This is a genomic window from Streptomyces sp. SS8 (assembly GCF_054072955.1).
In genome coordinates, this window is the sequence record NZ_JBSVCZ010000006.1 from 125,497 (window position 1) to 150,463 (window position 24,967).

General features: G+C 72.1%; 23 protein-coding genes and 2 pseudogenes. 15 read left to right on the forward strand and 10 right to left on the reverse strand.

Going from position 1 to position 24,967, the window contains the following annotated elements:
- The first annotated feature begins 41 nt into the window (after positions 1–41).
- The 4 genes from ACW69E_RS08300 (at position 42) to ACW69E_RS08315 (ending at position 6,308) form a co-directional block, all read left to right on the forward strand.
- Positions 42–3,836 (forward strand): multifunctional oxoglutarate decarboxylase/oxoglutarate dehydrogenase thiamine pyrophosphate-binding subunit/dihydrolipoyllysine-residue succinyltransferase subunit, encoded by a 3,795-nt coding sequence (locus tag ACW69E_RS08300; RefSeq protein ID WP_457497530.1) that lies wholly within the window; start codon positions 42–44, stop codon positions 3,834–3,836.
- Positions 3,837–3,976: 140 nt separating this feature from the next.
- Positions 3,977–4,153, forward strand: a complete 177-nt coding sequence (locus tag ACW69E_RS08305) for a DUF6104 family protein (protein WP_093847737.1) — start codon at positions 3,977–3,979, stop codon at positions 4,151–4,153.
- Positions 4,154–4,243: 90 nt separating this feature from the next.
- Positions 4,244–5,182 carry a DUF4097 family beta strand repeat-containing protein gene (locus tag ACW69E_RS08310; RefSeq protein WP_457497531.1) on the forward strand — a complete coding sequence of 313 codons (939 nt, stop codon included), beginning with the start codon at positions 4,244–4,246 and terminating at the stop codon, positions 5,180–5,182.
- A 1-nt stretch (position 5,183) separates the two neighbouring features.
- Positions 5,184–6,308, forward strand: coding sequence for a PadR family transcriptional regulator (locus ACW69E_RS08315; protein WP_457497532.1), 1,125 nt, complete (start codon positions 5,184–5,186; stop codon positions 6,306–6,308).
- A gap of 73 nt (positions 6,309–6,381) precedes the next feature.
- Here the strand turns inward: ACW69E_RS08315 and ACW69E_RS08320 are convergent, their stop codons facing one another.
- The 4 genes from ACW69E_RS08320 to ACW69E_RS08335 all read right to left on the reverse strand — a co-directional run bounded on the left by ACW69E_RS08320 (position 6,382) and on the right by ACW69E_RS08335 (position 10,314).
- Positions 6,382–7,344, reverse strand: coding sequence for a zinc-binding dehydrogenase (locus ACW69E_RS08320; protein ID WP_457497533.1), 963 nt, complete (start codon positions 7,342–7,344; stop codon positions 6,382–6,384).
- Positions 7,345–7,518: 174 nt separating this feature from the next.
- Positions 7,519–8,292, reverse strand: coding sequence for an amino acid ABC transporter ATP-binding protein (locus ACW69E_RS08325; RefSeq protein ID WP_457497534.1), 774 nt, complete (start codon positions 8,290–8,292; stop codon positions 7,519–7,521).
- The gene (locus ACW69E_RS08330; RefSeq protein ID WP_457497535.1) at positions 8,289–9,293 is read right to left on the reverse strand and encodes an amino acid ABC transporter permease; all 1,005 of its coding nucleotides are present in this window, start codon (positions 9,291–9,293) and stop codon (positions 8,289–8,291) included. Before ACW69E_RS08330 ends, ACW69E_RS08325 begins: the two co-directional genes overlap by 4 nt.
- Positions 9,294–9,336: 43 nt before the next feature.
- Complete coding sequence (locus ACW69E_RS08335; protein WP_457497536.1) at positions 9,337–10,314, reverse strand: ABC transporter substrate-binding protein; 978 nt, start codon at positions 10,312–10,314, stop codon at positions 9,337–9,339.
- Positions 10,315–10,874: 560 nt separating this feature from the next.
- Here ACW69E_RS08335 and ACW69E_RS08340 point away from each other — a divergent pair.
- The gene (locus ACW69E_RS08340; RefSeq protein ID WP_457497537.1) at positions 10,875–12,080 is read left to right on the forward strand and encodes an NAD(P)-dependent malic enzyme; all 1,206 of its coding nucleotides are present in this window, start codon (positions 10,875–10,877) and stop codon (positions 12,078–12,080) included.
- A gap of 115 nt (positions 12,081–12,195) precedes the next feature.
- Here the strand turns inward: ACW69E_RS08340 and ACW69E_RS08345 are convergent, their stop codons facing one another.
- Positions 12,196–13,014 carry a class I SAM-dependent methyltransferase gene (locus tag ACW69E_RS08345; protein WP_457497538.1) on the reverse strand — a complete coding sequence of 273 codons (819 nt, stop codon included), beginning with the start codon at positions 13,012–13,014 and terminating at the stop codon, positions 12,196–12,198.
- A 99-nt stretch (positions 13,015–13,113) separates the two neighbouring features.
- Here ACW69E_RS08345 and ACW69E_RS08350 point away from each other — a divergent pair, with 99 nt between their 5' ends.
- Positions 13,114–13,728 (forward strand): CGNR zinc finger domain-containing protein, encoded by a 615-nt coding sequence (locus tag ACW69E_RS08350; RefSeq protein ID WP_457497539.1) that lies wholly within the window; start codon positions 13,114–13,116, stop codon positions 13,726–13,728.
- Here the strand turns inward: ACW69E_RS08350 and sodX are convergent.
- Positions 13,647–14,063, reverse strand: coding sequence for a nickel-type superoxide dismutase maturation protease (gene sodX / locus ACW69E_RS08355; protein ID WP_457497540.1), 417 nt, complete (start codon positions 14,061–14,063; stop codon positions 13,647–13,649). The genes ACW69E_RS08350 and sodX overlap by 82 nt on opposite strands.
- 166 nt (positions 14,064–14,229) lie before the next feature.
- On the opposite strand from sodX, the gene sodN reads away from it, so the two are divergent.
- The gene (gene sodN, locus ACW69E_RS08360) at positions 14,230–14,625 is read left to right on the forward strand and encodes a superoxide dismutase, Ni (protein WP_093661405.1); all 396 of its coding nucleotides are present in this window, start codon (positions 14,230–14,232) and stop codon (positions 14,623–14,625) included.
- A 171-nt stretch (positions 14,626–14,796) separates the two neighbouring features.
- On the opposite strand, the pseudogene ACW69E_RS08365 reads toward sodN, so the two are convergent.
- Together ACW69E_RS08365 and ACW69E_RS08370 are read right to left on the reverse strand one after the other, a co-directional pair.
- Positions 14,797–15,240: pseudogene (locus tag ACW69E_RS08365) on the reverse strand (CYTH domain-containing protein); the annotation flags it as partial.
- Between the two features lie 92 nt (positions 15,241–15,332).
- The gene (locus ACW69E_RS08370) at positions 15,333–16,421 is read right to left on the reverse strand and encodes a cation diffusion facilitator family transporter (RefSeq protein ID WP_457497541.1); all 1,089 of its coding nucleotides are present in this window, start codon (positions 16,419–16,421) and stop codon (positions 15,333–15,335) included.
- A gap of 141 nt (positions 16,422–16,562) precedes the next feature.
- Here ACW69E_RS08370 and ACW69E_RS08375 point away from each other — a divergent pair.
- The 4 genes and pseudogenes from ACW69E_RS08375 to ACW69E_RS08390 form a co-directional block, all read left to right on the forward strand.
- Positions 16,563–17,006, forward strand: a pseudogene (locus tag ACW69E_RS08375) (class I SAM-dependent methyltransferase); the annotation flags it as partial.
- A 41-nt stretch (positions 17,007–17,047) separates the two neighbouring features.
- The gene (locus ACW69E_RS08380) at positions 17,048–17,731 is read left to right on the forward strand and encodes a potassium transporter TrkG (RefSeq protein WP_457497542.1); all 684 of its coding nucleotides are present in this window, start codon (positions 17,048–17,050) and stop codon (positions 17,729–17,731) included.
- 18 nt (positions 17,732–17,749) lie between these two features.
- Positions 17,750–18,403: a potassium transporter TrkG gene (locus tag ACW69E_RS08385; RefSeq protein ID WP_457497543.1), complete on the forward strand. Its 654-nt coding sequence runs from the start codon at positions 17,750–17,752 to the stop codon at positions 18,401–18,403.
- Entirely contained in the window at positions 18,396–19,139 is a 744-nt protein-coding gene (locus tag ACW69E_RS08390) for a potassium channel family protein (RefSeq protein ID WP_457497544.1), read from the forward strand. The genes ACW69E_RS08385 and ACW69E_RS08390 overlap by 8 nt, the downstream gene beginning before the upstream one ends.
- On the opposite strand, the gene ACW69E_RS08395 is transcribed toward ACW69E_RS08390, so the two are convergent.
- Complete coding sequence (locus ACW69E_RS08395) at positions 19,133–19,543, reverse strand: DUF2267 domain-containing protein (protein ID WP_457497545.1); 411 nt, start codon at positions 19,541–19,543, stop codon at positions 19,133–19,135. The two genes, ACW69E_RS08390 and ACW69E_RS08395, sit on opposite strands and share 7 nt — an antisense overlap.
- 794 nt (positions 19,544–20,337) lie before the next feature.
- Here ACW69E_RS08395 and ACW69E_RS08400 point away from each other — a divergent pair.
- The 3 genes from ACW69E_RS08400 to ACW69E_RS08410 all read left to right on the forward strand — a co-directional run bounded on the left by ACW69E_RS08400 (position 20,338) and on the right by ACW69E_RS08410 (position 23,306).
- The gene (locus ACW69E_RS08400; RefSeq protein ID WP_457497546.1) at positions 20,338–21,291 is read left to right on the forward strand and encodes a 1-aminocyclopropane-1-carboxylate deaminase/D-cysteine desulfhydrase; all 954 of its coding nucleotides are present in this window, start codon (positions 20,338–20,340) and stop codon (positions 21,289–21,291) included.
- A 597-nt stretch (positions 21,292–21,888) separates the two neighbouring features.
- A complete protein-coding gene (locus ACW69E_RS08405) occupies positions 21,889–22,302 on the forward strand; it encodes an ATP-binding protein (protein WP_093847771.1) in 414 nt (137 codons plus the stop codon).
- A 38-nt stretch (positions 22,303–22,340) separates the two neighbouring features.
- Positions 22,341–23,306, forward strand: coding sequence for an RNA polymerase sigma factor SigF (locus ACW69E_RS08410; RefSeq protein ID WP_457497627.1), 966 nt, complete (start codon positions 22,341–22,343; stop codon positions 23,304–23,306).
- A 57-nt stretch (positions 23,307–23,363) separates the two neighbouring features.
- Here the strand turns inward: ACW69E_RS08410 and ACW69E_RS08415 are convergent, their stop codons facing one another.
- Positions 23,364–23,813 (reverse strand): hypothetical protein, encoded by a 450-nt coding sequence (locus ACW69E_RS08415; RefSeq protein ID WP_457497547.1) that lies wholly within the window; start codon positions 23,811–23,813, stop codon positions 23,364–23,366.
- A gap of 134 nt (positions 23,814–23,947) precedes the next feature.
- Here ACW69E_RS08415 and ACW69E_RS08420 point away from each other — a divergent pair, with 134 nt between their 5' ends.
- Entirely contained in the window at positions 23,948–24,916 is a 969-nt protein-coding gene (locus ACW69E_RS08420) for a diacylglycerol/lipid kinase family protein (RefSeq protein WP_457497548.1), read from the forward strand.
- The last annotated feature ends 51 nt before the right edge of the window (positions 24,917–24,967 follow it).

Below are 24,967 nucleotides of genomic sequence, written 5' to 3' on the forward strand. Positions count from 1 at the left end.
TGTCCACCCACACAGGTAAGCGGAAGAGGGCGGTTGCCGCCGTGTCGCCACAGGCCCCCAAGACTTCGAGTTCTCCCAGGACCGACCAGGACGGGCAGGGCAAGAGTCCTGCCGCCGGTTTCGGTGCCAACGAGTGGCTCGTCGACGAGATCTACCAGCAGTACCTCCAGGACCCGAACTCAGTGGACCGGGCCTGGTGGGACTTCTTCGCCGACTACAAGCCGGGACAGGCCGCCGGAGGTGCCGCGGCCCCCAGCGCGTCGAAGCCCGCGGGTGAGCCCCAGGCGTCCCAGGCCCCCCGGCCCCAGCAGACGGCGCCCGCCGCGAAGGCCCCCGCGTCCGAGCCCGCCGCGAAGCCCGCTCCCGCCGGGAGCGAGCCGGCGGCGAAGCCCGCCGCCAAGGCCGCGCCTCCCAGGAGCGAGCCCGCCGAGGCCGAGACCGCCGAGGGCGGGGACGGCCGGGCGGCCGGACCGGAGTACGTGCCGCTGCGCGGCCCGTCCGCCGCGGTAGCCCGGAACATGAACGCCTCGCTGGAGCTGCCCACCGCCACGTCGGTGCGCGCGATCCCGGTGAAGCTGCTCATCGACAACCGCATCGTCATCAACAACCACCTCAAGCGCGCCCGCGGCGGCAAGGTGTCCTTCACGCACCTCATCGGCTACGCCATGGTGCAGGCGCTCAAGGCGATGCCGTCGATGAACCACTCCTACACCGAGAAGGACGGCAAGCCGACGCTGGTCAAGCCCGACCACGTCAACCTCGGCCTGGCCATCGACCTGGTCAAGCCCAACGGCGACCGCCAGCTCGTGGTGGCCGCCATCAAGAAGGCCGAGACGCTGACCTTCTTCGAGTTCTGGCAGGCCTACGAGGACATCGTGCGCCGCGCCCGGAACAACAAGCTGACGATGGAGGACTTCTCCGGCGTCACCGCGTCGCTGACCAACCCCGGCGGCATCGGCACCGTCCACTCGGTGCCGCGCCTGATGCCCGGCCAGGGCCTGATCATCGGCGTCGGCGCGATGGAGTACCCGGCGGAGTTCCAGGGCACCTCGCAGGACACCCTGAACAAGCTGGGCGTCTCCAAGGTCATGACGCTGACCAGCACCTACGACCATCGTGTGATCCAGGGTGCCGCCTCCGGCGAGTTCCTGCGGATCATGCACCAGCTGCTGCTCGGCGAGAACGACTTCTACGACGAGATCTTCAAGGCGCTGCGCATCCCCTACGAGCCGGTGCGCTGGCTGCGCGACATCGACGTCTCCCACGACGACGACGTCACCAAGGCCGCCCGCGTCTTCGACCTGATCCACTCCTACCGGGTCCGCGGCCACGTCATGGCCGACACCGACCCGCTGGAGTACGAGCAGCGCAAGCACCCCGACCTGGACATCACCGAGCACGGGCTCACCCTGTGGGACCTGGAGCGGGAGTTCGCGGTCGGCGGCTTCGCCGGCAAGTCCCTGATGAAGCTGCGCGACATCCTGGGCGTGCTGCGCGACTCGTACTGCCGCACCACCGGCATCGAGTACATGCACATCCAGGACCCCAAGCAGCGCAAGTGGATCCAGGACCGCGTCGAGCGCCCGCACTCCTCCCTGGAGCGCGACGAGCAGCTGCGCATCCTGCGCAGGCTGAACGCCGCCGAGGCGTTCGAGGTCTTCCTGCAGACCAAGTACGTGGGCCAGAAGCGCTTCTCGCTGGAGGGCGGCGAGTCCGTCATCCCGATGCTGGACGCCGTGCTCGACGCCGCCGCCGAGGCGCGTCTGGACGAGGTCGTCGTCGGCATGGCCCACCGCGGCCGCCTCAACGTGCTGGCCAACATCGTGGGCAAGTCCTACGCCCAGATCTTCCGCGAGTTCGAGGGCAACCTCGACCCGAAGTCGATGCACGGCTCCGGCGACGTGAAGTACCACCTGGGCGCCGAGGGCACCTTCACCGGCCTGGACGGCGAGGAGATCAAGGTCTCCCTCACCGCCAACCCCTCCCACCTGGAGGCCGTGGACCCGGTCGTGGAGGGCGTGGCCCGCGCCAAGCAGGACATCATCGGCAAGGGCGGCACGGACTTCACCGTCCTGCCCGTACAGCTGCACGGCGACGCGGCCTTCGCGGGCCAGGGCGTGGTGGCCGAGACGCTGAACATGTCGCAGCTGCGCGGCTACCGCACCGGCGGCACCGTGCACGTGGTCATCAACAACCAGGTCGGCTTCACCGCCCCGCCGGAGTCGGCGCGCTCCTCGATGTACGCCACGGACGTGGCGCGGATGATCGAGGCGCCGGTCTTCCACGTCAACGGCGACGACCCGGAGGCCTGCGTGCGCGTGGCGCGGCTGGCCTTCGAGTTCCGCCAGGCGTTCAACAAGGACGTGGTGATCGACCTCATCTGCTACCGCCGCCGCGGTCACAACGAGGCCGACAACCCGCACTTCACCCAGCCGCTGATGTACAACCTGATCGACAAGAAGCGCTCGGTGCGCAAGCTCTACACCGAGTCGCTGATCGGCCGGGGCGACATCACGCTGGAGGAGGCCGAGCAGGCGCTCCAGGACTTCCAGGGGCAGCTGGAGAAGGTCTTCACCGAGGTCCGCGACGCCACCAGCCAGCCGGCCCCGGCGGAGGTTCCGGTCCCGCAGGCGGAGTTCCCGGTCTCGGTGGACACCGGCGTCAGCTCGGAGGTCCTCAAGCGGATCGCCGAGTCCCAGGTCAACATCCCCGAGCGGATCACCGTCCACCCCAGGCTGCTGCCGCAGCTCCAGCGCCGCGCGGCGATGGTGGAGGAGGACAGGATCGACTGGGCGATGGGCGAGACGCTCGCCGTCGGCTCGCTGCTGATGGAGGGCACCCCCGTCCGGCTGGCCGGCCAGGACTCCCGCCGCGGCACCTTCGGCCAGCGCCACGCGGTGCTGGTGGACCGGGAGACCGGCGAGGACTACACCCCGCTGCTGTATCTGTCCGAGGACCAGGCCCGCTTCAACGTCTACGACTCGCTGCTGAGCGAGTACGCGGCGATGGGCTTCGAGTACGGCTACTCCCTGGCCCGCCCCGAGGCGCTGGTGATGTGGGAGGCGCAGTTCGGCGACTTCGTCAACGGCGCGCAGACGGTCGTGGACGAGTTCATCTCCTCGGCCGAGCAGAAGTGGGGCCAGACCTCCGGCGTCACGCTGCTGCTGCCGCACGGCTACGAGGGCCAGGGCCCGGACCACTCCTCGGCCCGGATCGAGCGCTTCCTCCAGCTGTGCGCGCAGAACAGCATGACGGTCGCGGCGCCGACCCTGCCGTCGAACTACTTCCACCTGCTGCGCTGGCAGGTGCACAACCCGCACCACAAGCCGCTGATCGTCTTCACCCCGAAGTCGATGCTCCGGCTCAAGGCGGCGACCTCGAAGGCGGCGGAGTTCACCTCCGGCGGCTTCCGCCCGGTGATCGGCGACGCCTCGGTGGACCCGGCCCAGGTGCGCAAGGTCGTCTTCTGCTCCGGCAAGGTCTACTACGACCTCGCCGCCGAGCGGAGCAAGCGGGGCGTGACCGACACCGCGATCATCCGGCTGGAGCGGCTGTACCCGCTGCCCAGCAAGGAGATCCAGGCCGAGATGGCCCGCTACTCCGGAGCCTCGACGATCGTGTGGGCGCAGGAGGAGCCGGCGAACCAGGGCGCGTGGCCGTTCATCGCGCTCAACCTGGTGGACCACCTCGACCTGTTCATCGGCTCGGGGAAGGCCCCGAACGCGGACCGGCTGCGCCGGGTCTCGCGTCCGTCGTCCTCGTCCCCGGCGGTGGGTTCCGCCAAGCGCCACCAGGCCGAGCAGCAGCAGCTGGTCAACGAGGTCTTCGACCTCTGAGCCGGCGAGGCCGGCGAAAGGGCCTGCGGGCGGCCCGCCGCCGCCCGCAGGCCCCGTGGGGCCCGTACCGTCACCTCGACGGTACGGGCCCCACGCCCGTGATACCCACGCACCCCATCAGGCCCCGACAGGAGACGGCCATGTACTTCACCGACCGCGGTATCGAGGAGCTGGCGCAGCGGCGCGGCGAGGAGGAGGTCACCTTCGAGTGGCTCTCCGAGCAGCTGCGGACCTTCGTCGACCTCAACCCGGACTTCGAGGTGCCCGTGGAGCGGCTGGCGACCTGGCTGGCGCGTCTGGACGACGAGGACGAGTGACGGCGGGCGGCCCGCGCCCCCGCCGTGCGGCCGTGCGCTTCCCTTGACTTCCCGCGACCGCGATATATCGTGTCTCCACAGGGACGCGATATGTCGTCGTACGCCGATGCAGGGGAGGCCGCCGTGCCAGGCCGGTCCGAGTGGTCCGTGGACGCGCCGTGCGCGCTCGTCTTCGAGGAGGACGTTCACACCCTGCGGGTGCGCGTGGTGGGCGGCGCGGTGAACGTCGTCGGCACCGACGCCCCGCCCGCCAGGCTGGAGGTCGGGGCCGTCACCGGGCCCCCGCCGACCGTCCGGCTGGAGGACGGCACGCTCACGGTCGCCTATGACGACCTGCCCTGGAAGGGCTTCCTCACCCTCCTCGACCGCGAGACATGGCCGCACAGCGCCGACGTCTCGCTCGCCGTGCCCGCCGGTGTCCGGGTCGAGGTCGGCGTGGTCGGGGCCGACGCGGTGGTCACCGGTATCGAGGGGCGCACCGAGGTGCGCGGGGTCACCGGCGGCATCACCCTGGTGGGCCTGCGCGGCGACGTACGCGCCGACACCGTCTCCGGCGATGTGCAGGCACAGGGCGTGACGGGGGGCCTGCGCTTCAACTCCGTCTCCGGTGATCTGACGGTCATCGACGGCGGCGGCTCGCCGGTGCGGGCCGACTCCGTCAGCGGCGACATGGCGGTCGACCTGGCCCCGGCGCGGGAGCGGCGGCGCACCGACGTCCGGCTGAGTTCCGTGTCGGGCGGGATAGCCCTGCGGCTGCCGGAGCCGGCCGACGCCGCCGTGGAGGCGGGCACCGCCGCGGGCGCCGTCTCCTGCGCCTTCGAGGAGCTGCGGATCTCGGGGCAGTGGGGTGCCAGGCGTGTCACCGGCACCCTCGGTACGGGCGACGGACTGCTGCGGGCCACCACCGTCTCCGGCTCGATCGCCCTGCTGCGCCGCCCGGAGCCGGAAGCCGGCGAGGAGGCCGGCGCCCCCTTCGCGACCGGCGGCACACCCTCGCCGGCCGAGTCCTCCCCCCGTAAGGACGTGTGACATGCCCCCCGTCTTCGCCCATGGCCGACTGCGCCTGTACCTGCTGAAGCTGCTCGACGAGGCACCCCGCCACGGCTACGAGGTGATCCGGCTGCTGGAGGAGCGCTTCCAGGGGCTGTACGCGCCCTCGGCCGGCACCGTCTATCCGCGGCTGGCCAAGCTGGAGGCCGAGGGGCTGGTCAGCCACACCACCGAGGGCGGCCGCAAGGTCTACTCCCTCACCGACGCCGGCCGCGCCGAACTCTCCGGCAGGCAGGGCGAGCTGACCGAGCTGGAGCTGGAGATCCACCGGTCGCTGGCGGCGCTGGCCGCCGACATCCGCGAGGACGTCAGCGGCGCGGCCGGCGACCTGCGCCGCGAGATGCGCGAGGCGGCCGAGCGGACCCGCGGCGCCGGGCGGGTCCCGGGCGCCGAGGGAGGCGAGGGCTCCGGGGGCGGCGGCACGTCCGCGCCCGGCTGGGAGAAGGCCTGGGAGAGCATCCGGGAGGGCTCCTGGGGCGACGAGGACGCGCTGCGGGCCGCGCGCGAGGAGATGCGCCGGGCCGGTGAGCAGTGGAAGGAGCAGGCCCGCCGCGCCCGCCAGGAGGCCCAGCAGGCCCGGCTCCAGGCGCGCAGGGCCCGGCAGGCGCGGGACGCCGCCCGCCAGGAGGCCGAGCGGATCGCCCGCCAGGTCCAGGAGCAGGTCCAGTCGCACGTCCAGCAGGGCGACTGGCAGGGCGCGGTGCGCGCGGGCATGTCGGAACTGGGCAGGCATCTGGGCGGGCTGGGCGGCCTGAGCGGTCTGGGGGACCTGGGCGGCGCGGCCGGCACGGGCGGCCGGGCCGCGCCCCGGCCGAAGCGGGCGGAACCGGACGAACGGGCGGGCGCGGCGCGGGCGGCGGCCCCGGAGTGGGCCGAGGAGCCCGCCACGCCGTCCGGCGACCCCCGGCGCGATCTGGAGCGGCTGCTGGACCGGTTCCGCGACGACGTGCGGGACGCGGCCCGCGACCACGGCGTGGACGAGGAGCGGCTGCGCGAGGCCCGCCGCCATCTGTCGACGGCGGCGGCCCACATCGTCTCCCTGCTGCGCTCGCCCGGCCCGAACGGCACGGACAGCCCCGGCGGCACGGGCGGTCCCGGGGCCTGAGAAGCACGGCGGCCCGCCTCCCCGGAGGCGGTGGCGGGTCGCCACGCCGCCGGGCCGTCAGACCGTCAGACCGTCAAACCGTCAGGACGATCTTGCCGAAGAGGTCGCCCGCCGCCATCTTCTCGAAGCCCTCACGGGCCCGGTCCAGCGGCAGCGTGGAGTCGATCACCGGGCGCACGCCCTTGGCCGCGCAGAAGTTCAGCAGCCCGGCCAGCTCCTCCTTGGACCCCATCGTGGAGCCGACGACCTTCAGCTCCAGGAAGAAGATCCGGTTCAGCTCGGTGGCCGGCGGGTTCGGGCCGCTGGTGGCGCCCGAGATGACCAGCCTGCCGCCGGGCTTGAGGGACTTCACCGAGTGGGACCAGGTGGCGGCCCCGACCGTCTCGATCACCGCGTCCATCCGGTGCGGCAGCCGCGCACCGCTCTCGAACGCCGCCTCGGCGCCCAACTCCTCGGCCCGCCTGCGCTTGGCCTCGTCCCGGCTGGTGGCGAAGACCCGCAGGCCCGCCGCCGCGCCCAGCACGATGGCGGCCGTGGCGACGCCGCCGCCCGCGCCCTGCACCAGGACGGAGTCCCCGGGGCGCACCTCGGCGTTGGTGAAGAGCATCCGGTAGGCGGTCAGCCACGCCGTCGGCAGGCAGGCGGCCTCCTCGAAGGAGAGCTCCTTCGGCTTGGGCAGGACGTTCCACTGCGGTACGGCGACCCGTTCGGCGAAGGTGCCCTGGTACTTCTCGGTCAGGATCGAGGGCCGCTCGCGCGGCCCGACCCCGTGCCCGGTCGCGCCGATGACGGAGTAGAGCACGACCTCGTTGCCGTCGGCGTCCACCCCGGCCGCGTCGCAGCCGAGGATCATCGGCAGCGACTCCTCGCCGAGGCCGACGCCGCGCAGGGACCACAGGTCGTGGTGGTTGAGGGAGGCCGCCTTGACGTCGACGGTCGTCCAGCCGAGCGGAACGTCCGGCTCCGGACGCTCGCCCAGCTCCAGTCCGGTCAGCGGCTTGTCTCGGTCGATGCGCGCGGCATAGGCAGCAAACATGATCCAAACCCTAGGCCGAGCCGGGCCGCCGCGGAACAGGACAGCCGTGTGAGACTCGCCGCGGGCTCGCGCGGAGGCCGGCGGCGGGGACGGCCGGCCGGCGCCGGAAAAGGCGGGAGGGCGGTGCGGGCCCCGGTCCGGGCTCCGCACCGCCCTCGCGACGGTGTCCGCCTCTCAGAGAACCTTCGACAGGAACGCCTTGGTCCGCTCGTGCTGCGGATCGGTCAGCACATCGCGCGGATGGCCCGACTCCACGACCACGCCGTCGTCCATGAAGACCAGCGAGTCGCCGACCTCCCGGGCGAAGCCCATCTCGTGGGTGACGACGACCATCGTCATGCCGTCCTCGGCCAGCCCCCGCATGACGTCCAGCACCTCGCCGACCAGCTCCGGGTCGAGCGCCGAGGTGGGCTCGTCGAAGAGCATCAGCTTGGGCTCCATCGCCAGTGCGCGGGCGATGGCCACGCGCTGCTGCTGGCCGCCGGAGAGCTGGGAGGGGTAGTTGTCCGTCCGGTTGCCCAGGCCGACCCTCTCCAGCAGCTTCAGGGCCCGCTCCCGGGCCGCCGCCCTGGACTCGCCCTTGACCTGGACGGGCGCCTCCATGACGTTCTCCACCGCGGTCATGTGCGGGAAGAGGTTGAAGCGCTGGAAGACCATGCCGATGTCGCGGCGCTGGGCCGCGACCTCGCGCTCCTTGAGCTCGTAGAGCTTGTCGCCCTTCTGCCGGTAGCCGACCAGGTGGCCGTCGACCGACAGCCGCCCGGCGCTGATCTTCTCCAGGTGGTTGATGCAGCGCAGGAAGGTGGACTTGCCGGAGCCGGACGGGCCGACCAGGCAGAACACCTCGCCCGCGGCGACCTCCAGGTCGATGCCCTTGAGGATGTGTGCGTGGCCGAAGGACTTGTGGACGCCCTCCGCCTTCACCATCGGGACAGCTGGGGTGGTCATACCGTCTTCCCTCCCACCCGGCTCGGCGTGCGGAACGAGGTGAGGCTCTTGCTGATCCGCTGCCACGGCGTGGGCGGCAGGTTGCGGGACGATCCGCGCTGGAAGTGGCGCTCCAGGTAGAACTGGCCGACGCTGAAGATCGTGGTGAGGATCAGGTACCAGATGGTCGCCACCAGCAGCAGCTCCATCACCTCCAGGTTGCGCGAGGAGATCCTGGTGGCGGAGAACAGCAGCTCGCTGTACTGGATGGCATAGGCCAGCGACGAGGTCTTGAGCATGTTGATGAACTCGTTGCCCGTCGGCGGGATGATGACCCGCATGGCCTGCGGCAGCACGATGCGTCGCATGGTGCGCGAGCCGGTCATGCCGAGCGCGTGGGCCGCCTCGGTCTGGCCCTCGTCCACCGACTGGATGCCCGCGCGGCTGATCTCGGCCATGTAGGCGGCCTCGTTCAGGCCCAGGCCCAGCAGTGCGGCGAGGAACGGCGTCATCACGTCGTTCATCTCGTCGCGGTAGAAGCCCAGGTCCAGGATGGGGAAGATCAGCGCCAGATTGTACCAGATCAGCAGCTGCACCAGGACGGGGGTGCCGCGGAAGACCCAGATGTAGCCCCAGGCGACGGACGACATCACCGGGTTCTTCGACAGCCGCATCACCGCCAGGACGGTGCCGAGCACCACACCCATGAGCATGGCGAGCAGGGTGATCCACAGGGTGTTGACCGCACCGGTGAGGATCGTCTCGTGGTTGAGGTAGCGCCCCACCGTCGGCCAGGTGATGTCGGCGCCCACGAAGGCCGCCACCACCAGGCCGAACAGGACGAGCACGATCGCGGCGCTTATCCAGCGGCCGTAGTGGCGCACCGGGATGGCCTTGACGGCCTCGGGCGGCACCGGGGAGTTCTTGGTCACCGGCACCGCACCGCCCGCCCCGGCTCCACCGCCCTCGGTGTTGGAGGCCGGCACCGGCGCGGATGGTGCCTTGTCTTCAGGTTCGGACACGGAGAGTTACCTTTGCTGTGGAACTACGGAGGTTCGCTGTGGCTCACTTGCCGCCGTTGACGGTGGCCTCCTCGACTCCGGCGTCGGTGACCTCCCACTTCTCCAGGACCTTCTGGTACTCGCCGTTGTCGATGATGGCGTCGAGGGCCGCCTTGACGGCGTCGCGCAGCTCGGTGTTCTCCTTGCTGACGGCGATGCCGTAGGGGGCGGCGTCGATCTGGTCGCCGACGACCTCGAAGTCCTCGCCGCCACCGGAGGTCTTGGCGTTGTACGCGGCGACCGGGTAGTCGTTGATGTCGGCGACCGCGCGGCCCTGCTTGACCTGGAGGAGGGCCTCGGTGTCCTTGTCGAAGGCGAGGATCTTGATCGGCTTGTCGCACTTCTCGCTCTGCGCCTCGGCGAGCTCCTCGTTCGCCGTGCCGCGCTGGAGTGCGACGGTCTCGCCGCAGAGGTCCTCCAGGGACTTGATGCCCTCGGGGTTGCCCTTCTTGACCAGGATCGAGGAGCCGGCCCGGAAGTAGTCGACGAAGTCGACGCCCTCTCCGACCTTCTTGCCCTTGTCGTCCAGGCCCTCCTGGCGCTGCTTGGTGTCGGTCATCGCCGACATGATGATGTCGTGGCGGCCGGAGTTCAGACCGGTGATCAGCCCGTCGAAGGTGCCGTTGCCGAACTCGAACTCGACGCCGAGCTGCTTGCTCAGGGCCTCGCCCAGGTCGGGGTCGATACCGGCGATCTCGTCGTTCTCGTCGTAGAACTCGACCGGCGCGTAGGCGATGTCCGAGCCGACCTTGATGACGCCGGCGGACTGGATCTTCTTGGGAAGCTTGTCGAACAGCGGGGCCTCGGAGCTCTTGGCCTCGCCGCCGCCCCCCTCGCCGCCCTTGTCGGTCTGGTCCCCGCACGCGGTCAGCAGCAGGGAGCCGGTGATCGCGACGGCCGCGGCGGCGGCCAGGCGCCGGCGCGCGGACGGCCTGCGGGAGCCTTCCACCGAGGGCAGGGGGCGGTTGGTGCGTGCGGTCATGAGGGGGTCCTCCTGCGGGGTGATGTGGAGTGTCCGGGGTCGTCCGGGCACGCCCGGGGCGCGCGGCGACACTGCGTGATGTGGGCATCTTGCCATCCGGACACCCGAGGCCAGGATGCCCAGCATGTCAAAATCGGATAACGGGCGACCGGGAACGATCGGCGCCTGACGAGACGTATGCCACAGCCCGCCCGATCGCCCCTCCCGCTCGAATGAGCGGAGGCGCGCACACAGGGAGAGAGCTTCGTCACTCCCCTCCCGCGGTGTCGATCGGCCTTCCACCCTCTCTACAGGCCCTTTGCCCAGGATGCCCCATGTCCGGCGTACTTCGCGGGCAGCCGGTGAGACGGAAGACATTCGTGCGTGGTGGTGCTCATCCGGTAGAAAGAGCAGTTACACCCCTCACCCGGGGACCAGGGCGTGAGTGCGACGCGCCCGGCGTTCGTTACCACCTCGACGGCGGCCCCATCCGCCGGAGAGGCCGCGGACGTGGTGCCCGCCCGCGCCTCGACCAGGCAGCGGCCACCCTCGATCAGGAATTTCAGCAAAGGGGTCAAACAGTGGCAGCGGAGATCGTCAATTCCCAGGGCGAGCTGGACGGTGGCGTCGAGTCGGCCATCGACCCGGCGTTCGCCCTGCACCGCGGCGGCAAGATGGCGGTCCGGGCGACCGTGCCGGTGCGGGACGCGGACGACCTTTCCCTGGCATACACACCGGGTGTGGCCAAGGTGTGCAGCGCCATCGCCGAGCAGCCGGAACTGGTCCACGACTACACCTGGAAGTCCCAGGTCGTCGCGGTCGTCACGGACGGCACCGCGGTGCTGGGCCTGGGCGACATCGGCCCGCAGGCGTCGCTGCCGGTGATGGAGGGCAAGGCGATCCTCTTCAAGCAGTTCGGCGGCGTGGACGCGGTCCCGATCGCGCTGGACTGCACCGACGTGGACGAGATCGTGGAGACCGTCGTCCGGCTCGCGCCCTCCTTCGGGGGCGTCAACCTGGAGGACATCTCCGCTCCGCGCTGCTTCGAGGTCGAGCGCAGGCTCCAGGAGCGCCTGGACATCCCGGTCTTCCACGACGACCAGCACGGCACGGCGGTCGTCACCCTCGCCGCGCTGCGCAACGCCGCCCGGCTGCGCGGCGTCGCGCTCGGCGAGCTGCGCGCGGTCATCTCCGGGGCCGGCGCGGCCGGGGTGGCCATCGCCAGGATCCTGGTGGAGGCCGGCATCGGCGACGTGGCGGTCTGCGACCGCAAGGGCATCGTCTCGGCCGACCGCACCGACCTCACCGACGTCAAGCGGGAGCTGGCCGGCTTCACCAACAAGGCCGGGCTGAGCGGGTCGCTGGAATCCGCGATGGACGGCGCGGACGTCTTCATCGGCGTGTCCGGCGGCACGGTGCCCGAGGAGGCCGTCGCGAGGATGGCGAAGGACGCCTTCGTCTTCGCCATGGCCAACCCCACTCCGGAGATCCACCCGGACGTCGCCCGCAAGTACGCCTCGGTCGTCGCCACCGGCCGCAGCGACTACCCGAACCAGATCAACAACGTCCTGGCCTTCCCCGGCATCTTCGCCGGCGCCCTCCAGGTGCGGGCCTCGAAGATCACCGAGGGCATGAAGCTGGCCGCCGCCGAGGCGCTGGCCGCGGTGGTCGCCGACGAGCTGAGCGCCGACCGCGTGATCCCCTCCCCCTTCGACGAGCGGGTCGCTCCGGCGGTGACCTCCGCCGTCGCCGCCGCCGCCCGCGCGGAGGGCGTGGCGCGACGCTGAGCACCGGCTGAGCGGCCACTTACGCGACACGGCCGCGCGGGGGCGGTACGGGCCTGGTCCCGTACCGCCCCCGCGGCCTTTCCGCCTGCGGGCCGTCCCGGGCCGCGGGGCCCGGTCACTTCAGGCCGAGCACCATCGCGTCGGCCGGTGACGCCCACACCGTCCGCGCCTCGGCGAAGCCCGCCGCGCGCAGCGCCTCCACATGCCAGGCCGCGGGCTGCGTCTCGCCGTCGGCGTGGTCCCCCGCCACCGGGTCGCCGAAGATCCGGAAGCGCTCGGCGGCCGGCTCCGCCAGCACCGGGTCGGCGGCCGCCGCCGCCCACCAGTCCGCCCAGTCCTGGGTGCCCGCGGCCTTCTCCCGCTCGCGCCGCGCCCGGTGGAAGGCGTTCACGGCCTCGTTGATCCGGGGTGTGGCGGGGTCGGGCATGTGGTCGGCGTTGATCAGGATCCCGCCGTCCCGCAGGACGCCCGCGAGCCGCCCGTACAGCGCTCGCAGCTCGTCGGTGCGCAGCCAGTGCAGCGCGGTGGAGGTGAGCACGGCGTCGTACGACCGGTGCGGCAGGGCGTCCGTCCACCGCTCGTCGCGCAGGTCCGCGGTGACGAACGCGGCGCGGGGCTCGTCGGCGAAGTAGCCGCGCGCGATGGCCAGCAGGGCCGGGTCCAGATCGACCCCGGTGCCGGCGGCACCGGGGAACCGGCGCAGCAGCCGGCCGGTGATGCTCCCCGTGCCGCAGGCCAGGTCCAGCACCCTGGGCTCGGTCCCCACCAGCGCCTCGACGGCGTCGAGCATCGCCGCGAAGCGCTCCTCCCGGTCGGGCAGGTACCACTCCTGCTGCCGGTCCCAGCTCTCCTGCCAGCGCCTCCACCGCTCAGCCCCGGCCGTACCCGCCGAAGCGCCCGTCCCCGGCCCGGTCTCCGTGTCCGCCTGCGTCACGACAACCTCCCGCACCCCGGATACGTAATAGCCTGTACTGATAGGCGACCCTTACCCGCCCCTCTCCACGACCATAGAGCGAGCCCGTAAGGACCACAAGTGGAACTGAACTATTACTCGGACTTCGCCGTGCGGCTGGTCAACACCGAGCAGCCGCAGCGCGGCGAGGACACGCTCACCTCCGTGGAGGCCGTACGCGCCCTCTTCGGCCCGGGCCAGAGCGCCGCACGACGCGCCACGGAGGCCGACGTGACCCGGCTGCGGGGGGTTCGCACCAGGCTGCGGGCGGTCTTCACGGCCGCCTCGGAAGGGGACGAGGCCAGGGCCGTGGACCTGCTCAACGCCCTGCTGATGGAGTTCCCGGCCAGCCCGCAGATCTCCGGCCACGACCACCTCGACGACGCCGGCCGCCCCCGCTGGCACATGCACCTGGCCGACCACCCCGCCAGCGCCACCGCCGGGTACGCGGCCGTCGCCTGCATGGGCCTGGCCTTCCACCTCACCGACCTGGGCGTGGACCGGCTGGGCGTCTGCCAGGCCGACCCCTGCCGCAACGCCTATCTGGACACCTCGACCAACCGCTCCCGGCGCTACTGCTCCGACCGCTGCGCCACCCGCGCCAACGTCGCCGCCTACCGGGCCCGCAAACGCCTGGAGAGCAGCGGCCGCAGCGCCGAGAAGACCCAGCCCAGCAACGCGCCCGGGGTGCGCTGAACCCGCCGCAGAGGCCGCAGCCGCACCCACGCACGCGCCACCACCAGCTCGTCGGGCACCACCCCGAACTCGCGGCTGTCGTTGAGCACCGACGGATTGTCGCCCTGCACCCACCAGCCGCCGTCCCGCCGCCCCACGGCCCGCTTGACGATCAGCAGGTCGTGCTGGAAGGGGTGCCGCACCACGACCACGTGCCCGGGCCGCACCGCTCCCCCGTAGCGCACCACCAGCAGATCGCCGGGGCGCAGCGTCGGCTCCATCGACGGGTTGTAGACCTCGGCCAGCCCGATCCGCAGCAGCCCACGGCCCTCCTGCTCTTCCGCCCGCTCCGGCATCCGCCGCACCTCCGGTCCCGTCCTCGCCCCTGCGCCCTCCTGTGTACCCTCCTGGTCCCCGTGTCCCTCGGACTTTTGTCCCAGGGATGCGGGGGCACACGCGAAAAGGCGCTCCTCACGGAGTAATCTCGCACGTGAGAAGACGATCACGAGGAAGGACAGCTCTATGCTCTCCCGCCTGTTCGCCCCGAAGGTGAAGGTCAGCGCCCACTGCGACCTTCCCTGCGGCGTCTACGACCCGGCCCAGGCCCGCATCGAGGCCGAGTCGGTCAAGGCCATCCAGGAGAAGTACCAGGCGAACGACGACCCGCACTACCGGGCTCGTGCGACGTACATCAAGGAGAACCGGGCCGAGCTCGCCAAGCACCACATCTCGGTGCTGTGGAGCGACTACTTCAAGGCCCCGCACTTCGAGAAGTACCCGCAGCTCCACCAGCTGGTGAACGACGCCCTCAAGGCCGCCTCGGCCGCCAAGGGCTCCACCGACCCGGCCACGGGCCAGAAGCTGCTGGACCTCATCGCCGAGATCGACAAGATCTTCTGGGAGACCAAGAAGGCCTGACCCGGGCTCCGGGGCCCGGCCCCGGCCCGTCCAGGACCCACCGGTCCTTCCTTCCGCGCCCGGCCCGCGGGTTCCCCACCCGGAACCCGCGGGCCGGGCGCGGCCCTTTCCGGTCGGCCACAGGTCGCACGGCAGGCGCCTTCGGCAGCGGGGCGGGCAGGCCTCGGTCGCTCAGGGAGCCTGCCGCGTGAACAGCGGGGTGGGTTCGGCGAGGATGTCGCGGCCCGGTTCGCTCTTGTAGGTCAGGTCGATGCTGCCGAAGCGGGCCTGGCCGTAGTCCGGGCCGAGTTCGGCGACCGCCTTGCGGACGGCGTCCTCGCAGGTGCTCTCGACCTCCAGGAAGGTGGTCAGGTCCGGCCAGGTGGCGAGGTCGTAGACGACGTCGCCGAGCCGCCACTCCTCGCGGTAGTTCTGCTAGTTCTGCCGGTGGCGCACCTGGCGCAGGCCGAGGGCGGTGAGGAGTTCGGCGGTCTTCTCCAGGTCGCCGGCCTCGACCTCGATCTCGGTGATGCCGTTGATGTGGGTGGCGTCGGTGACCTGCTTCAGAGTGAGCGTGGTCCTGCCGCCCTCGTCCCGCAGCCGCAGCCACTGCTCGCCCTGGCCACCGTCCTGTTGTACGCCCCCGGCCTTCTTCAGGTCGTACTCGGCCACCGAGATCACTCGCCTGAGGGCCTCACCCGCCGTAGCGACCACCGGGCGGGGCGGGCTCAGGCGGCCGGGTGGTGGTGGGCCAGGGCCAGGTGCGGGTCCGCATGGCCCGGGGCGGGTGCCGGGTCGGCGTGCACCAGGGCCGCGGTCAGTTTCGGGACCGCGTGCAGCAGCGCGTGCTCGGCCTCCACCGCGATCCGGTGTGCCCGGCGCACGCTGAGGTCTCCGTCGACGACGACGGCGACCTCGGCGCGCAGCCGGTGGCCGATCCAGCGCATCCTCAACTCGCCCACTCCGCGCACGCCCTCGACGCCCAGCAGGGCCTCCTCCGCGGCGTCGACCAGGCCGGGGTCGACGGCGTCCATGACCCGGTGGAACACCTCCCGGCAGGCGTCGCGCAGCACCAGCAGGATCGCCGCGGTGATCGCCAGACCCACGATCGGGTCGGCCGGCCGCCAGCCCAGTGCGGCGCCGCCGGCACTGAGCAGGACCGCCAGCGAGGTGAAGCCGTCGGTGCGGGCGTGCAGGCCGTCGGCGACCAGGGCGGCCGAACCGATCTGGCGGCCGACCCGGATGCGGTAGCGGGCCACCCACTCGTTGCCGGCGAAGCCGGTGACCGCGGCGGCGGCCACGGCCGGGATGTGCTCCATGTCCCGGGGGTCGGTCAGCCGGTCGATCGCGGTCCACGCGGCCAGTGCCGCGGAGGCGGCGATGGTGGCCACGATGACGACGCCGGCCAGGTCCTCGGCCCGGCCGTAGCCGTAGGTGAAGCGGCGGGTGGCCGCCCGGCGCCCGAGCAGGAAGGCGATCCCCAGCGGCACCGCGGTCAGCGCGTCGGCGAAGTTGTGCACGGTGTCGCCGAGCAGGGCCACCGACCCGGACATCGCCACCACGACCAGCTGGGCCAGGGCGGTGGCGCCCAGTACGGCCAGGGAGACCCACAGCGCGCGCAGGCCGCGGGCCGAGGATTCCAGCGCACGGTCGGTCCTGTCGGCCGACCCGTGCGAGTGCGGGGTGAACAGGTGCGCCGCCCGGTGGCGTGTCCGGGACCACCGGCCGCCCGGCCCGTGGTCGTGACGGTGCCCGCCCTGCCCGTGCTCCTGCCCGTGCCGGTGGGCGGGTCCGTGGGTGTGCTCACTCCCCTCCATGCGGCCTACCGTGGCACAGGAACCCCATTGCGGCTACTGCCGATATACACCCTGTGACCAGGTGCGACACGCTCGCAGCTGCGCTCGATGAGCCCCTGCGGACCAGGGGCGCCGTCACAGGCGACCGGCAGGATCGCGGTCATGACCGACATCTCCTCGGCGATCGCCGGCTACTGGGACGCGGCCGCGCCCTCCTTCGACGACGAACCCGACCACGGGCTGCGCGCCGAGCGCGCCCGCGGGGCCTGGTCCCATCGGCTCCGGGAGTGGGCGCCGCCCGCCCCGGCCGAGGTGCTGGACGTGGGCTGCGGCACCGGATCGCTGTCCCTGCTGCTGGCCGAGGCCGGGCACCGGGTCACCGGCGTGGACCTCGCACCGGCCATGGTCGAGCAGGCCCGCGCCAAACTGTTGGCCGCCGGACACACCGCGACGTTCACGGTCGGCGACGCCGCGGCGCCGGCCACCGGCGACCGGACCTTCGACATGGTCCTTGCCCGTCACCTGTTGTGGACCCTGCCCGGTCCGCACACCGCGCTGCGCCCCTGGCACGAGTCCCTGCGCCGCAGTGGCTATCGTCTTCTGGTGCATACGAGCGAGAGCCGTTCCTGTGACGGAACGGGGGCGCTGTGGTGACCCGCCCAGGTCTGCGCCGGCTGCGGTTCCGGCACCCGGCCCAGGTCGTCGTGGCCGGCTTCGCCGCGGCCGTCGCGGTCGGGACGGTGCTGCTGACACTGCCGATCGCCAAGGAGGGGCCCGGCGGCGCGAGCGTGCTGGAAGCCCTGTTCACCGCCACCTCCGCCGTCTGCGTGACCGGGCTGGTGGTGGTGGACACCCCGGTCTACTGGACCGGTTTCGGCGAGGGGGTGATCCTCGCGCTGATCCAGGTCGGCGGCTTCGGGATCATGACCTTCGCGTCCCTGCTGGTGGTGCTGGTCTCCCGCCGTCTCGGGCTGCGTGCCCGGCTCACGGCCGCGGCGGAGACCAAGACCCTGGGGCTGGGCGAGGTGCGCTCCGTCGTAGCCGGGGTGGTCAAGGCCAGCCTGGCGCTGGAGGCGGTCACCGCCGCGGCGCTGACGCTGCGGTTCGGCCTGGGCTACGACGAGCCCTGGCCGCGGGCGGTGTGGCTGGGTGTCTTCCACGCGGTCTCCGCGTTCAACAACGCCGGCTTCGCCCTCTACACCGACAACCTGATGGGCTTCGTCACCGATCCGTGGATCTGCCTGCCCGTCGCCTTCGCCGTCATCGCCGGCGGACTGGGTTTCCCCGTGCTGTTCGAGCTGCGCCGCCGCCTGCACCGGCCGCGCGCCTAGTCCCTGCACACCAAGATCGTGCTGTGGGGCACCGGGATCTTCCTGGCCGGCGGCACCGTGTTCATCACCGCCCTGGAGTGGTCCAACCCCGCCACGCTGGGGCCGCTGGACGTGCCGGGGAAGCTGCTGGCCGGCTTCTTCCAGGGCGGCGCGATGCCGCGCACCGCCGGCTTCAACAGCCTCGACATCGGCCAGATGAACCCCGCCAGCTGGCTGGTCACGGACGTGCTGATGTTCGTCGGCGGATCCAGCGCGGGAACGGCCGGCGGTATCAAGATCACGACCTTCGCCGTGCTGTTCTTCGTCATATACGCCGAAGTCCGCGGTGAGGGCGCGGTCAACATCTTCAACCGCCGTCTGCACGGCGACGTCCAGCGGCAGGCGCTCACGGTGGTGCTGCTGTCGGTGGCCGCCGTGGCCGCCTCCACGATCGTGTTCATGGTCTTCACCGACATCAACCTCGACCGGTCCCTGTTCGAGGTCACCTCCGCCTTCGCCACCGTGGGGCTGTCCACCGGTATCACCGCGGACCTGCCCGCGACCGAGCAGGTCCTGCTGGTGGCGCTGATGTTCATCGGCCGCCTGGGCCCGATCACGGTGGCCTCCGCACTCGCCCTGCGCCCCCGTGTCCGCATGTACGACCTGCCCGAGGAGCGACCCGTCATTGGCTAAGCACCCCGCATCGAGCAAGAAGGCGGCACCGGACCAGGGCCGCGGCGGCAGGCCCCGCCACCGTGAGGCGCGTCGCCGCGAGGCCCGCCGTGACTCCGTGGTCGTCATCGGCCTGGGCCGTTTCGGCAGCGCCCTGGCCCTGGAACTGGCCGACGAGGACACCGAGGTCCTGGGCATCGACCACCGGGCCGAAGTGGTGCAGAGCCTGTCCGGCTCCCTCACTCACGTGGTACGCGCCGACTCCACCAAGGAGGAGGTCCTGCGACAGCTCGGCGTCCACGAGTTCGAGCGGGCCGTGGTCGGTATCGGCACCGATCTGGAGGCCAGCATCCTGACCGCCTCCCTGCTGGTCTCCTTCGGCATTCCCAACGTGTGGGCCAAGGCCATCAGCGACCCCCACGGCCGCATCCTCACCCAGCTCGGCGTCCACCACGTCGTCTACCCCGAGCACGACATGGGCCAGCGCGTCGCGCATCTGGTACGCGGCCGGATGCTGGACTACATCGAGTTCGAGGACGACTTCGCCATGGTCAAGACCAGCCCGCCGGAGGACATCATCGGCCTGACGCTGGGCAACAGCGGGGTGCGCACCCGCCACGGCGTCAGCGTCGTCGCCGTCAAGCGCCCCGGCGAGGGGTTCACCTACGCCACCGCCGACACCGTGGTGGAGGAGGGCGACACCATCATCGTCGCCGGTCACACCCGCCAGACCGAGCGCTTCAGCGAACTTCAGTAGCCCGTCACCGTCCGGCGGGCGAGCTGGGCGCGCCCGAACAGCAGGGCATAACCGGGCGGCAGACGGTCGATGATCCGGTCGAGCAGGTCCTCGTCGGCGAGTTCGGCGACCACGCTCAGCACCGAGCTGACGTCCCAGCGCGCCGTCGCCGGGGTCGCGCCCTCGATGCGGGCCGCGACGCTGTCGACGAACTGCGCGCCGCTGAGCGGCTTGACCACCTTGAGCTGGTCGGTCAGCACGCGCATGCCCTCCTGCGGGAGGCGGACGGCCAGTTCCGTGCGCTCGGCGCCGGTGAGATGGCCGCCGAGCGCCGAGAGCACGATCCGGGAGACGCGCTCCGCCTCCTTGGCCGTCGGGTACTGCCCCCGCTCGCGTACCTGCGCCACGAACTCGCTCCACCGCATGATCCATCTCCCCTTCCGTACTGACTGGTACCGGTGAGGTGGTCGGCACGGCCGTCGCCCGCTGCCTCCGCCAGGAGCGCGGGGGCAGTCGGCGGTGCGGCACTGAGTGCAATGCCCTCCGCCCATCTGTATAGCTCAGGTCAAGAAAACTTGACAACAATCGGCTCAGAGGTACGCAGCCACCTCGTATCAGCCCTGGTCCAGGGGAGGCGCTACAGCGGGCTTCCGTCGACCGGGGCGTAGACCCATGTGCCCGGGAAAAGCGCTTTCATACGGCACCGGTCACGGCGTTCGCGAAGGCATACGCACAACCTGCGGCAAGGGCGCACGGGAGTGCGCCCGCCCGGCACCCCCTCCCCTTCCACCCCACGCGGCGCTGACCTCGGCTTCCCTTCACTCCGCAGGACTCCGCCCTGCACCCCGGGGTGCACTGAGGAAGGAAAAGTCCGATGCGTCTTATGACGGATTTCACATCCACCCCCGCAGAAGCGGTGGATTACTCATCTCTCACCCCTCCGCGCCGGGCGCGCTCCTTTGAGGTGCGGGCCGCTCTTCCGCCTGCTTTCGGAAGAGCCCGGCCCTCCTTCCTCCGGCGGGTACATGCCGTCACGAACGCAACCCGCCGCCGGTGCGCGGCGGCCCCGGCGACGGCCGTGTCCCGGCGGCGTCCGCAGGGCGTCCCACCCTGCCCGGCCGAGCGGTGACACGGGGTGCCACAACGGCGCGACAATGGCGGGGTGAGCAGCGCACCGTCTCCTCCGCCCGGCCCCGGCCCCCTCCCCCAGGGGCCTCCTGTGTCCCGGACACCCCTGGAAGCCCTGGAGTCCCTCGCCCCGCGGCTCCCCTCTCCCCTGGCCGAGGCCTGCGACGAGCACTTCTCGCGTCACGGAGTCCGGCTGCTGCTCAAACGCGACGACCTGGTCCACCCGGACCTCGTGGGCAACAAGTGGCGCAAGCTCGTGCCCAATCTGCGCGCCGCCGCGCGGGCCGGCGAGCGCACACTGCTGACCTTCGGCGGGGCCTACTCCAACCATCTGCGCGCCACCGCCGCCGCCGGGCGCCTGCTGGGCCTGTCGACGATCGGGGTCGTACGCGGCGAGGAGCTCGCCGGCCGGCCCCTCAACGACTCCCTGGCCCGCTGCGCCGCCGACGGCATGCGGCTGCACTTCGTGACGCGGGCGGACTACCGCCGCAGGAACGACCCGGAGTGGACGGCCGCGCTGCGCGACCGCTTCGGCCCGTTCCGCCTCATACCGGAGGGCGGCAGCAACGCCGAGGCCGTGCGGGGCGCCGCGGAGCTGGGCCGTGAACTGCGCGGCGCGGCGGACGTGGTGGCCGTCGCCTGCGGTACGGGCGGCACCCTCGCCGGCCTCGCCGCGGGGCTCGCCGGCGGGCAGCGCGCGATCGGCTTCGCCGCCCTGCGCGGCGGCTTCCTCGCCGGCGAGGTGGAACGGCTCCAGCACGCCGCCTTCGGCGGACGCCGCGGCGCGTGGACGGTGGAGGACCGCTTCCACTGCGGCGGCTTCGCCCGCACCACCGGCGCGCTGGAGTCCTTCGCCCGGGGCTTCGAGGCCCGGCACGGGCTGCCGGGCCTGGACCGCGTGTACGTCGCCAAGATGCTGTACGGCCTGGCGGCCCTGGCCGGCGAGGGCGCCTTCCCCCGGGGGACGGCGGTGGCCGCCGTGGTCACCGGTCAGCCCTTCCAGGCTCCGTCCGGCCCGCCGCCGCCTCGGCGGTCCACGCCGTGATCCGCGGGCCGGCGGAGCGGGAGCGGTCACCGGGGGCGCACCGGGGCCGCCGGGGAGCGGTCACGTGGATCCCTCTTCCGCGAGGGTTCGCGCCGCGCGCGACGTGGGCAGCGGCAGAGGGCCGCCGGCCGAACCCGCGCGTCCACGCCGGGCGGGTTACGAACGCTTCCGGTGGTGGGTAATGAACTGGGACGGGCCCGCCACCGGCTTCCACATGCCGCCCGGCTCCGATCCGGTGGACGAGTGGACGGTCCGGCGGTTCTCCGGTGAGCCGCCCGGCACCGAACCGGCAGCCGGGCGCCGGGCCCCGGAAGGCCGGGAACAAAAGGCGGCCCCGCGGCGCTGTGAACCCGGCGTGACCGGATACGAATTGGGCACCGCAGACCTCTAGCCACGGAAAGTACCCATGTGTTTACTATGGGTGACGACCGCAGGAAGGGTGCCTCCTCGGCCCGGGCGACAGCATGCCCCGGATCGCGATAGCGTCGCAGTCGAACTATCTGCCGCGCTCGTCCGTTGACCTGTTACCCCGTCGCGACGGGGTCGCCGGGCGGGCGTACACGGCAGCCACCAGCTTGTGCCACCTTGGAGGTGAGGGTGTCCCAGATCGCAGGCGAGCCCGGGACGCAGGACTTCGTCGAGGTCCGGCTGCCCGCCGCGGGCGCCTACCTTTCGGTTCTGCGTACCGCCACCGCCGGTCTCGCGGCCCGTTTGGACTTCACCCTCGACGAGATCGAGGATCTGCGCATCGCCGTCGACGAGGCGTGCGCCATCCTGCTCCAGCAAGCGGTCCCCGGCAGCGTGCTGAGCTGCGTCTTCAACCTCGTCGGGGACTCCCTGTGGGTGACGGTCTCGGCACCCACCACGGACGGTCGCGCCCCCGAGCGCGACACCTTCGCCTGGACGGTGCTCTCCGCACTGGCCGGCGAGGTCGACTCGGCCGTGGCCGAGGACCGCACTGTCAGCATCAGCCTGCACAAGAAGCGCGGCGCCGGCCCAGGGGCGCCGTGACCGGCACACACGGGCCGGTACGGGACAAGGGGGTCGGTGTGAACGACCTGGAGAGCGAAACGCGGACGGGCCGCCACGAGAAGGTGGCGGGCCCGGTCATTCCCGAGCAGCACGCCCGGCCCCATCCGGTCGATCCTGATCGGCTGGCGGAGCGGGTGGTTGCCATGGAGGACCAGCAGCACGACATGCGCGAGGGCGAGGACGAAGGGGCCGGCGGGAAGGCCGTCTATGTGCACCGACAGCCGGATCCCCGGGACCGCAGCGGTGCACGGGACCTGTTCGTCAGACTGCGCGACCTCCCGGCGGGTTCCCCGGAGCGCGCCGAGCTGCGCGACACCCTGGTGCGGATGCACCTGCCGCTGGTGGAGCATCTGGCGCGGCGCTTCCGCAACCGCGGGGAGCCGCTGGACGACCTGACGCAGGTCGCCACGATCGGCCTGATCAAGTCGGTGGACCGCTTCGACCCGGAGCGCGGCGTGGAGTTCTCCACCTACGCCACCCCCACGGTCGTCGGCGAGATCAAGCGGCACTTCCGCGACAAGGGCTGGGCGGTGCGGGTGCCCCGCAGGCTCCAGGAGCTGCGGCTGTCGCTGACCACGGCCACCGCCGAGCTGTCCCAGCAGCACGGCCGCGCCCCGACCGTCCACGAGCTGGCCGAGCGGCTGTCGATCTCCGAGGAGGAGGTCCTGGAGGGGCTGGAGTCGGCGAACGCCTACAGCACGCTCTCCCTGGACGTCCCCGACACCGACGACGAGTCCCCGGCCGTCGCGGACACCCTGGGCGCGGAGGACGACGCCCTGGAGGGCGTGGAGTACCGGGAGTCGCTCAAGCCGCTGCTGGAGGAGCTGCCGCCGCGCGAGAAGAAGATCCTGCTGCTGCGCTTCTTCGGCAACATGACCCAGTCGCAGATCGCCCAGGAGGTCGGCATCTCGCAGATGCACGTCTCGCGGCTGCTGGCCCGCACCCTGGCCCAGCTGCGCGACCGGCTGCTGATCGAGGAGTAGCGGGGCGCCGGGGAGCGGCAGGCAGGAAGTCCCGGGGCGGGGCGCCCGACGGTCCGGTCAGGTGTCCCGGGGCTCGCGCGGGCCGGCGCCCAGTGCCCCGGCCGCCGCCGGGGTGATCAGGAAGCCGAGCACGGCCAGCGCGGTGAGCGCGATGACCGCTCCGGCCGCGAGCCACACACCGCCGTTCTGCGCCATCTGCCAGCCCACCGGAAGCGCCATCAGCTGGACGATCACCGCCGGCCCCCGGCTCCACCGGCGCCGCAGCCACAGCCCCCGTGCGGCGGCCAGCGGCAGGACGGCCAGGGCCAGCACGGTCGCGGCCCCGGTGAGGGCCTGCACCGTGTCGTCGACCCGGCTGCCGGTCAGCAGCATGACCAGCATGGTCACCCCCAGGCCCGCGACCACCACTCCCTGTGCCGCCACCACGGTGGCCGCGGCGGTGAGCCGCCCGGGCCGGGGGGCCTGGGGGGTGCGGGGGGCGTCTGCGGGGGATGCGTCCGTGGTCACACCGCCAGGGTAGCGGGGGCCCGCCGGACCACCGGCCGCCCCCGACCGCGCCCGGCCGCCTCCGCCCCCGCCCCGGGGCTGCCCGCCCCGGGGCTGCCCGTCTCGGCCGCGAACGGCTGGGTACGCTGCACACCATGCGCGCGCTCCTCGTGGTCAACCCGGCAGCCACCACCACCAGTGCCCGCACCCGCGACGTACTCATCCACGCCCTGGCGAGCGACCTCAAGCTGGAGGTCGCCACCACCGAGTACCGCGGGCACGCGCGCGACCTGGGGCGGCAGGCGGTCCAGCGCGGGGAGATCGAGCTGGTCATCGTGCTCGGCGGCGACGGTACGGTCAACGAGGTCGTCAACGGGCTGCTGCACGCCGGCCCCGCCCCCGACGCCCTGCCCCGCCTCGCCGTCGTCCCCGGCGGCTCGACCAACGTCTTCGCCCGCGCCCTGGGACTGCCCAACGACGCGGTGGAGGCCACGGGCGCGCTGCTGGACGCGCTGCACTCCGGCGGCGAGCGCACGGTGGGCCTGGGCCTGGCGGCCGGTACGCCGGGGACGGAGGACGCGGAGGTGCCGCCCCGGTGGTTCACCTTCTGCGCGGGCCTCGGCTTCGACGCGGGTGTGGTGGGCCGGGTGGAGCAGAAGCGCGAGGGCGGCAGGCGTTCGACGCACGCCCTCTACGTGCGCCAGGTGGTGCGGCAGTTCCTGGGCGACCCCTACCGCCGCCACGGGACGATCACCCTGCGGCGGCCCGGCGAGGAGCCGGTCGAGGAGCTGGCGCTGTCCATAGTCTGCAACACCGCGCCCTGGACCTACCTGGGCAACCGCCCGGTGTACGCGGCCCCCCGCGCGTCCTTCGACACCGCCCTCGACGTGCTCGGACTGACCCGGCTCACCCCTTCCGCGGTGACCCGCTACGGCACCCAGCTGCTGACCTCCTCGCCCGAGCGCGGCCCGCAGGGCAAGCACGCGGTCTCGCTCCACGACCTGACCGACTTCACCTTGGAATCACAGGTGCCACTGCCGTTTCAGATGGACGGTGACCACCTGGGGCTGCGTACGAGTGTGACGTTCACAGGCGTACGCCGTGCACTGCGTGTGATTGTGTAAGCGGATGTGGTGAAAGTCCTTTCACTCGAACGTTTAGGCCAGGTTCCACCC

What these genes read in the sequence shown, in the direction of transcription:
- ACW69E_RS08305 (WP_093847737.1), top strand. Translation starts at nt 3,977, where the DNA reads ATGTACTTCACCGACCGCGGTATCGAGGAGCTGGCGCAGCGGCGCGGC.
- ACW69E_RS08310 (WP_457497531.1), top strand. Translation starts at nt 4,244, where the DNA reads ATGTCGTCGTACGCCGATGCAGGGGAGGCCGCCGTGCCAGGCCGGTCC.
- ACW69E_RS08315 (WP_457497532.1), top strand. Translation starts at nt 5,184, where the DNA reads ATGCCCCCCGTCTTCGCCCATGGCCGACTGCGCCTGTACCTGCTGAAG.
- ACW69E_RS08320 (WP_457497533.1), bottom strand. Translation starts at nt 7,344, where the DNA reads ATGTTTGCTGCCTATGCCGCGCGCATCGACCGAGACAAGCCGCTGACC.
- ACW69E_RS08325 (WP_457497534.1), bottom strand. Translation starts at nt 8,292, where the DNA reads ATGACCACCCCAGCTGTCCCGATGGTGAAGGCGGAGGGCGTCCACAAG.
- ACW69E_RS08335 (WP_457497536.1), bottom strand. Translation starts at nt 10,314, where the DNA reads ATGACCGCACGCACCAACCGCCCCCTGCCCTCGGTGGAAGGCTCCCGC.
- sodX (WP_457497540.1), bottom strand. Translation starts at nt 14,063, where the DNA reads ATGCCGGAGCGGGCGGAAGAGCAGGAGGGCCGTGGGCTGCTGCGGATC.
- sodN (WP_093661405.1), top strand. Translation starts at nt 14,230, where the DNA reads ATGCTCTCCCGCCTGTTCGCCCCGAAGGTGAAGGTCAGCGCCCACTGC.
- ACW69E_RS08370 (WP_457497541.1), bottom strand. Translation starts at nt 16,421, where the DNA reads ATGGAGGGGAGTGAGCACACCCACGGACCCGCCCACCGGCACGGGCAG.
- ACW69E_RS08395 (WP_457497545.1), bottom strand. Translation starts at nt 19,543, where the DNA reads ATGCGGTGGAGCGAGTTCGTGGCGCAGGTACGCGAGCGGGGGCAGTAC.
- ACW69E_RS08420 (WP_457497548.1), top strand. Translation starts at nt 23,948, where the DNA reads ATGCGCGCGCTCCTCGTGGTCAACCCGGCAGCCACCACCACCAGTGCC.